The following is a 7,875-nucleotide window of genomic DNA, read 5'->3' as shown; positions in this document are numbered from 1 at the left end:
GGGGGAGCCGCAACGCGCAGCACACGGCATAGCCGAGAACCGCGATCCAGCCGAGACCGCCAATATCCTGCAGCGACCAGAGATAAAGCAGAACGACCGGCGCCACGCCGAAATTCACGAAGTCGGTCAGCGAGTCCAGTTCCGCTCCGAATTTGCTGGTGCCCTGCAACATACGCGCGATGCGCCCATCCAGCGCATCGAAGACCGACGCGATGATGACCGCGGCCACCGCCGCCTCGAACCTGCCCTCAAGGCCGAAGCGGATCGAGGTCAGCCCCGCGCAGAGCGCCAGGATGGTGAGCGCATTGGGGATCAGCGTGCGCACGGGCAAAGGACCGAAGCGCCTGAGGCGTCGGCGTTTCTGCCCGATGCGAGCGCCCGGTTCCGGCTCGAAGGGAGGTATGGCATTCGGCATCTGCGTCAGCCGCCTTTCCTAAACATGATGCGGCTCTGTCAGCAGCTGATCGGCCAGCACCGTTTCTCCTGCTATCGCCATCTGTCCTACCGCGACCAGCGGCACGGCGCCTTCTGGCAGATATACATCAAGGCGGCTGCCGAAGCGGATAATGCCGTAGCGTTCGCCCGCCGCCAGCATATCCCCCTCTTTGGCATCGCAGACGATGCGGCGCGCGACGAGACCGGCAATCTGCACCACAACGACTTTCTCTCCGTCCTCGCGTTCGATCACCATCGAGTTTCGTTCATTCGCGTCGCTTGCCTTGTCGAGGCTCGCATCCACGAACTTTCCAGGCCGGTACGCCACGCGCTCGACGCGGCCTGCCACAGGGGCCCGGTTCACGTGACAGTTGAAGACGTTCATGAAAATGGACACGCGGGTGCGGGTCATTTCGCCCAACCCCAGTTCCTCGGGCGGCGAAGCCTCTGTGATCATGTTCACCACACCGTCCGCAGGACTGATGACGAGGCCCTGCCGCGTCGGCGTCACGCGATCGGGATCGCGGAAGAAGTAGAGACACCATAATGTCAGGACCACGCCCAGCCAGCCCAGCGGTTCCCACAGCAGGAACAGGACCACTGTTACCGCGGCAAAGATGATCGTGAATTTATGCCCTTCTCGATGGATCGGGGCGAAAACGGAGGTGATACTGGACATGCTTTCCTTTCGGCCTGCTCTTTCAGGAGCATACTAGACCGATAGAGGCAGTGGGTTAAGCGTGGCTAAATTCTTCGCTGTCCTCTTCGGCGGTGCCGTCAGCCGGGATTTCCGCCTGAGGCTCCTTGGACGCCACTTCCTCGAGCTGCTCCAGCGCCACCGCCTCGACAGCCTGCCGGTTCCACATGGCCGCATAAACACCGCCCCGAGCCAGCAGATCGTCGTGGCTACCCCTCTCCGCGATCTCGCCGCGTTCCAGCACGATAATCTCGTCGGCATCGACGACTGTGGACAACCGATGGGCGATGATGACGCTTGTCCGGTCCTGAGAAACGGCCTTGAGCGCAGACTGGATCTCTCGTTCGGTGTGGGTGTCCAGCGCAGAGGTCGCTTCGTCGAGAATGAGGATTGGCGGATTCTTCAGAATGGTTCGGGCGATCGCGACGCGCTGCTTCTCGCCGCCCGACAGCTTCAGCCCGCGTTCACCCACCATGGTGTCGTACCCCTTGGGCAGTGCCGCGATGAAATCGGCGATCTGCGCGTGGGCGGCAGCCGCCTCTATGTCTTCGGCGGCCGCTTCAGGGCGTCCATACCGGATATTGTAACGAATGGTGTCGTTGAACAGGACCGTATCCTGCGGAACCATTCCGATAGCCGCGCGCAGCGAATCCTGTCGTACATCGCGGATATCCTGACCGTCGATCAGCACACGGCCTTTCTGGATATCGTAGAAGCGATAGAGAATGCGCGAGATGGTGGACTTGCCCGCCCCGGAATGTCCGACAATGGCCAATGTGCCGCCGGCGGGAACGCGGAACGAAATGCCGCGTAGAATTTCACGATCCGGGTCATAGGCGAAGTGAACGTCTTCAAAGACAATCTCCCCGCCCCCGACTTTGAGCTCGGTCGCATCCTCACTGTCGGATATCTCAGGCGGCACGGACATCAGGTCGAACATGGTCTCCATGTCGATCAGCGCCTGGCGAATTTCCCGATAGACGGTGCCCAGCATATTCAGCGGCTGGTAGAGCTGGATCAGATAGGCATTCACCATCACGAAATCGCCAACCGTCATGGTGCCGTTCGCAATCCCCTGCCCGGCCATCAGCATTAGCACAGTGAGACCGCTGGAAAAGATCAGGGCCTGCCCAGCATTCAGCATGGAAAGCGAAGTGGTGGTCTTTACCGCCGCGCGCTCATAGCCCGCCATCGCCTTGTCGAAGCGGCGGGCCTCATGATCCTCATTACCGAAATATTTGACCGTCTCGAAATTGAGGAGGCTATCGACTGCCTTGGTATTGGCTTCGGTATCGAGATCGTTCATCTCCCGGCGAAAACGTGTCCGCCATTCGGTCACGGCGAATGTAAAGACGATGTAGACCGCAACGGTAATGGCAGTCACGATTGCGAACCAGATGTCGAAGGCCCAGGCGAGAATACCGCAGACCAGGAACAGTTCGACAATGGTCGGTACGATGTTGAAGAGCGTGAAGCGCAGCAGGAAGTCGATGCCCTTGGTACCGCGCTCGATGACACGCGACAGGCCGCCCGTGCGCCGCTCCAGATGGAAACGCAACGAGAGCGCATGCAGATGGCGGAAGGTCTCCACCGCCAGCTCGCGCACGGCGTTCTGCCCCACCTGCGCAAAGATGCCGTCACGAAGCTGGGCCAATGCCACCATCATGATCCGGCCCACGCCATAGGCGACGATCAGCATGACGGGGACCGCCACGGCGACGGCGGCTGTCCCTTCCGGCGAGAGCGTATCCACGGCCATTTTGTAGAGAACCGGCACATAGACCGTGATGGCCTTGGCGGCGAAGAGAGCCAGCAGGGCTAAAACTATGCGCAGGCGGAAGTCCGGGCGGTGCTTCGGCCAGAGACGCGGCAGCAGAGACAGCAAGGTCTCCAGGGGGCGCCGGTCCCGGTTCCCGGGTTTCCCCGTCACCGGGTTCACTTCGGTGCCGTCGGCAACTCTGGAATGGCGTGGCGACATGGCGTGACAATCCTTGCTTTCAGCCTCTCGCGCAAGCCTGCAGCGCGAAGACAGCGGAAAGCGTTAAACAAATGCGCCCCGCCCGGCCACCGGCATAGCCGGGCCGTTCGGGGCTCATCAGTCCCTTAGATAAGGGTTATCAGGGCGTAGGCAAGTCCGCGTTTGAGGGCGCGGCGCCCGGCGTATCGAATATCTGGCCGGGATAGATCAGGTTGGGATCCCGGATCTGCCCCTTATTGGCCTTGTAGATCAGCGTGTAGCGGAAGCCGGAGCCATAAAGCTTGCGGGCGATGCTCCACAGATTGTTGCCGGGCTGGATGACGACCTGCCCCGCCTTGAGGGCCGCGACCACATCTTCCGGTCGGCCGCGCTGGAACGGCACCTCCACACGGGCGGACACATTTCCGTCTGCGCCGATCTGGTCCACACGCAAGGCATATTTACCCGGTGCAAGCTCGACGGAGGGACGCAATTCCCAGCGTCCATCGTCGCCGGCCACCGCCTCGCCCAGCGCGTAAGCCCCTGCATAGATGCGCAAGGTGGTGCCGGGTTTCGCACGGCCGGAAATGATGAGATTGCCGTTCTCGTCATAGTCCACGGTTTCGAGCACAAGCTCGCCCGACGCGGACGCCACGCCCGGTCCCTGCAGCACCTTGCTCGCCTTGCCGGGCTCGCTCATGACGACCAGCGCCTGTTCGTCGGTGGATTCCGGCACGGAAACGGAGACCACCTGAACGGAATTCTTTTCGCTGCCATCGGGATTGCGCGCAGTCAGCGTGATCTGGATATCACCGGACTTGAGCGGCTGGTCGAGAATGGCGACCCACTCGCCGTTGTCGTCCGCCTTGGCCGTCGCGACCACTTCGCCATTGGCCTTCACCTCTACGTTCGCCCCCGGCAGGGCGCGGCCCGCCGCAACGGTCGATCCGTCCTTATCCACGCGCACGACCGAGAAGGTCGGCACGGAGGGATCTTCCGCCTTTTCCGTGGATGCCGTCGTCTCCTGCTCGGCCGTCGCAGGTTCCGTCACCGCAGTGGCCTCGGCCGGCTTTTCCGCCGCGCCTTCATAGAAGAAGAAACAGTATCCGCCTGCCAAAAGCAGCACGGCGAGGATCACACCGCCCGCTATTACCCCCAAACGCATGAGACACCCTCTTTTCGATTCGATACCCAGCCGTCCCCCGGCGGGCTTCCGCGGAAGCCGGAACGAACCCTAGCCCATTGAAAGCGCGCCCGCTATTCCGCCCCCACTATGCGGACATATTTCATTAGCTTGCAATCACGGCACCAATATGAATTCTGCATTGCAGCACTGTGCCCGAACGTGCACAGATTCAGTAGGTTAATGCCCCGCTTTTCCTGTCCCGAGGACCATCATGAAGGTGTCCAATGTCTGCGTCTATTGCGGTTCTTCCATCGGGAATGAGCCGGCTTTCGAAGAAGCTGCGGACCGGTTCGGCCAGATCCTCGCCCGCTCCGGCGTCGGACTGGTATATGGTGGAGGCGGTATCGGGCTCATGGGGGTTATCGCACGCGCGGTTCTGCGCGACGGGGGGCATGTCACAGGTATCATCCCCGAATTCCTCCAGAAGCGTGAAATCCGGTTCGACGAGGTCAGCCAATTGATCGTCACCGAGACCATGCATGAACGAAAGCAAAGGATGTTCGAGATGTCGGACGCTTTTGTCGCGCTGCCGGGGGGCATCGGCACGCTGGAAGAAACGGTGGAAATGATGACCTGGGCGCAGCTCGAACGCCACACCCATCCGATCGTTCTGGCCAATCTGCAGGGGTTCTGGGATCCACTGGTGGAACTGTTCGATCATTTCATCGACCGCAAGTTTACCGGTTCCAATCTCCGCTCGCTCTATTCGGTCGTGGACAAGGTAGAAGACGTTCTTCCGCGCATAGAGGCCGCCCTGAGATGCGAGGCGGGCGGACCGCATTCTTTACCGGGGACGGCAGGCTCGGGAACCAGATGTTCCAGGCGGCCTTTCTCGATCACGTTCTGTCCGACGGCGATACTGTCATTTGCCGGGGCATGGAGGATTTTCTGGAGGGGTTCGACTGGCCGCGCTTTCGCGTCAGGAATACGCGCGACCGCGAAGAAACCAGAATGGCGAAGCGACTGCTCAGATCGCTCGGGCAAACGCTGGTTTCCTTGCGGCTCTTCGACGGATACGAGCAACGGCGCGAGGTCTTTACCGTCGAGACCGGCTCGTTCCGGCTGCGCGGGTCGGAAATCACGCTCAGCCACGGATTGCTCGACAAGTATATGTATGTCGGCAAGGGTTATTTTCAGGCGGCCCAACTGGCCGCCGATGCGAGCTTCCGGCTCAAGTCCGAGCACCGGAAAACCGCCGCTGAATTTCTGGCCCGGTTGCCGGAGGGGCCCAAGGCCTTCATTCACATCCGCCGCGGCGATTACCGGCGTTGGAAGATCTTCGGCCGGTCACCGCTTCTGGATCTCGACTATTTCCGCCGGGGAAAACGGGAGATTGAAACCGCCGCCGCCGGTACGCAATTCATCGTGTTGAGCGACGAACCGGACGCCGTGACGGATATATTGTCCGAGCCCGATACGCATCTCTTTACCGGACAAAATGTCTATGAAGATTTCGGCCTGATGACGCTTTGTGATGGCGGAGTGGTTTCCAACAGTACGCTCAGCTGGTGGGGCGGTTTCTTCTCCAGCCGCAACCTGCCCGTGATCGCGCCGCAAGGATGGCTCGGCTTCACGGTAGGCATCGAGTATCCCGTCGGCATCGTCGCGCCGTGGATGACCCCTATCGAAGCACAGCCGTAGTCATGATCGTTCTTTCTCCGTCAGTCCTTCTTGCATGGTTGAAGACGCGCCTTGGTGGCGCGCCGCAGTCCCTCGCCTTCGCACGCCTCGTGCAAGACGGCGTCGCCACTTCGCCCAAGGGGCTTACCTGCCGGGGCAAGGACGATGGCGGCGGCGCGCAGGTCCACGCCGTCATTTCTGCTCTGGCACTCGCGCGGGCGACAGGGCTTACCTATTACCATTCGCCGTTCCGCTCCATTGCCCATGCCGAGGGGAACGAAGCCGAATGGGCGGAAAGTTGGGAGACCTTCTTCAATCTCGGTCACGGAGAGAAGCAGCTGAGATCGGAGCAAGATGCAAAGTGTGTGCCGATCAAGCGCTTTCTCAAATCGCCCTCGCTCTGGCGTGGCGGCGACCTGATCGCGGAGGCCGAACATTTCACCGGCTTCACCGATGCCGATGTCGAGGCCCTTGCCGCCGTCCTTCCCGATGTCCGGCGGAAATATGCCCTGTCGGATAAATCCGCGCTTACGCTCCACCGCGCCCCCGGCACACTCACCATGAATGTCCACGTCCGGCGTGGCGACGTTTCAGCCGACCATCCGCATCACAGCAACCGTTTTACCGGCGATGAGGCGATCCTGGAGACCGTTCGCAGCGCGCGACAGGCCGCTGAAACTCAAGGCCTCGTCCTTTCGGTGAACGTCTGGTCGCAAGGCGACCGCGCCGACTTTCTCGCATATGAGGAGGCAGGATGCCGCCTCTTTCTGGATACGGACATTTTCGAGACCATCCATAATCTCGCGCAGTCGGATATCCTTCTGATGGCAAAGAGTTCACTCAGCTTCGTCGCCGCGCTGCTGAACGACGGCATTTGCCTCTATGAAGGGTTCTGGCACCCGCCATTGCCGCACTGGATCCAGCTTCAGGACCCGGCAAGCAGCGGCACGGCATTGCGCGACGCGCTTGCCGTCAGGACCCGATCCAAACCGGCAGGCTGAGGTCAGCTCCGCACTTTTTCCTTGCGGCTGTGCTGGGTCGGCAGAGGCGCACCGTCGCGGAGCAGCTTGTAGGTGATACTGTCGCTGAGCGCCTGGAAAGAGGCGTCGACGATATTGGGCGAGACGCCCACCGTGAACCAGCGCAGCCCGTCGCCATCCACGCTTTCGATCATCACACGGGTTACAGCTTCCGTGCCGCTCGTCAGGATACGGACCTTGAAGTCGGCGAGACGCAAATCCTCGATAAAGGGCTGATATTTGCCAAGATCCTTGCGCAGCGCCTGATCGAGCGCATTGACCGGGCCGTTGCCTTCACCGGCAGAGAAGAGCACTTCGCCATCCACATGCATCTTCACCGTGGCTTCCGAGATGGTCACAAGATCGCCTACCGCATTGTAGCGGCGTTCCACCATCACGCGGAAAGACTCCACATTGAAGAACTCAGGCACCTGACCGAGGATGCGCCGCGCCAGCAGCTCGAAAGAGGCTTCCGCGCCATCATAGGAATAGCCGAGGAACTCGCGTTCCTTCACCTCGTCCAGCAGGCGCTGGATCTTCGTGTCCTTGGGGTCGACCTCGATCCCTGCCTCTTCCAGACGCGCCAGGATGTTCGACCGGCCGGCCTGATCGGACACCGCGATCTTGCGCTTGTTGCCGACGGATTCCGGCGGCACATGCTCATAGGTGCGCGGGTCTTTCAGCAGCGCGGATACATGGATGCCCGCCTTCGAGGCAAAGGCGCTCTCGCCGACATAGGGCGCATAGCGATCCGGGGCACGGTTCAGTATTTCGTCAAGCGTGCGCGAGACGTGGGTGATCAGCTTCAACTGGTCGAGCGTCACACCGATTTCGAAACGGTCGGCAAACTCCGGCTTCAGCAGAAGCGTCGGGATCAGCGACACCATATTCGCATTGCCGCAGCGCTCGCCGAGCCCGTTCAGCGTCCCCTGCACCTGACGTACGCCTGCCCGGATCGCAG

6 protein-coding genes and 2 pseudogenes are annotated in these 7,875 nt (G+C 61.1%); 3 read left to right on the top strand and 5 right to left on the bottom strand.

Going from position 1 to position 7,875, the window contains the following annotated elements:
* The 4 genes and pseudogenes from CMI59_RS04935 to CMI59_RS04920 all read right to left on the bottom strand — a co-directional run.
* The coding region (locus CMI59_RS04935; RefSeq protein WP_293325535.1) for a CDP-alcohol phosphatidyltransferase family protein at nucleotides 1–415 on the bottom strand (415 nt) is incomplete at its 3' end.
* Between the two features lie 18 nt (nucleotides 416–433).
* Nucleotides 434–1,120: pseudogene (locus CMI59_RS04930) on the bottom strand (phosphatidylserine decarboxylase); the annotation flags it as partial.
* A gap of 49 nt (nucleotides 1,121–1,169) precedes the next feature.
* Nucleotides 1,170–3,110, bottom strand: a complete 1,941-nt coding sequence (locus CMI59_RS04925; RefSeq protein ID WP_293325532.1) for an ABC transporter ATP-binding protein/permease — start codon at nucleotides 3,108–3,110, stop codon at nucleotides 1,170–1,172.
* 139 nt (nucleotides 3,111–3,249) lie between these two features.
* A complete protein-coding gene (locus CMI59_RS04920; protein ID WP_293325531.1) occupies nucleotides 3,250–4,254 on the bottom strand; it encodes an Ig-like domain-containing protein in 1,005 nt (334 codons plus the stop codon).
* A 232-nt stretch (nucleotides 4,255–4,486) separates the two neighbouring features.
* Here CMI59_RS04920 and CMI59_RS04915 point away from each other — a divergent pair.
* From CMI59_RS04915 to CMI59_RS04905, 3 genes and pseudogenes are all read left to right on the top strand, one after another.
* A pseudogene (locus tag CMI59_RS04915) lies at nucleotides 4,487–4,963 on the top strand (TIGR00730 family Rossman fold protein); the annotation flags it as partial.
* Nucleotides 4,964–5,088: 125 nt separating this feature from the next.
* The gene (locus CMI59_RS04910) at nucleotides 5,089–5,916 is read left to right on the top strand and encodes an alpha-1,2-fucosyltransferase (protein WP_293325529.1); all 828 of its coding nucleotides are present in this window, start codon (nucleotides 5,089–5,091) and stop codon (nucleotides 5,914–5,916) included.
* A gap of 2 nt (nucleotides 5,917–5,918) precedes the next feature.
* Nucleotides 5,919–6,896, top strand: a complete 978-nt coding sequence (locus CMI59_RS04905; RefSeq protein WP_293325527.1) for a hypothetical protein — start codon at nucleotides 5,919–5,921, stop codon at nucleotides 6,894–6,896.
* 2 nt (nucleotides 6,897–6,898) lie between these two features.
* Here the strand turns inward: CMI59_RS04905 and CMI59_RS04900 are convergent.
* A partial coding sequence (locus CMI59_RS04900) for an alpha-isopropylmalate synthase regulatory domain-containing protein (protein ID WP_293325524.1) occupies nucleotides 6,899–7,875 on the bottom strand: 977 nt, incomplete at its 5' end.

This window comes from Parvibaculum sp. (genome assembly GCF_002684405.1).
Taxonomy (GTDB): Bacteria; Pseudomonadota; Alphaproteobacteria; order Parvibaculales; family Parvibaculaceae; genus Parvibaculum.
This window is presented reverse-complemented; position numbering and strand designations above follow the sequence as displayed.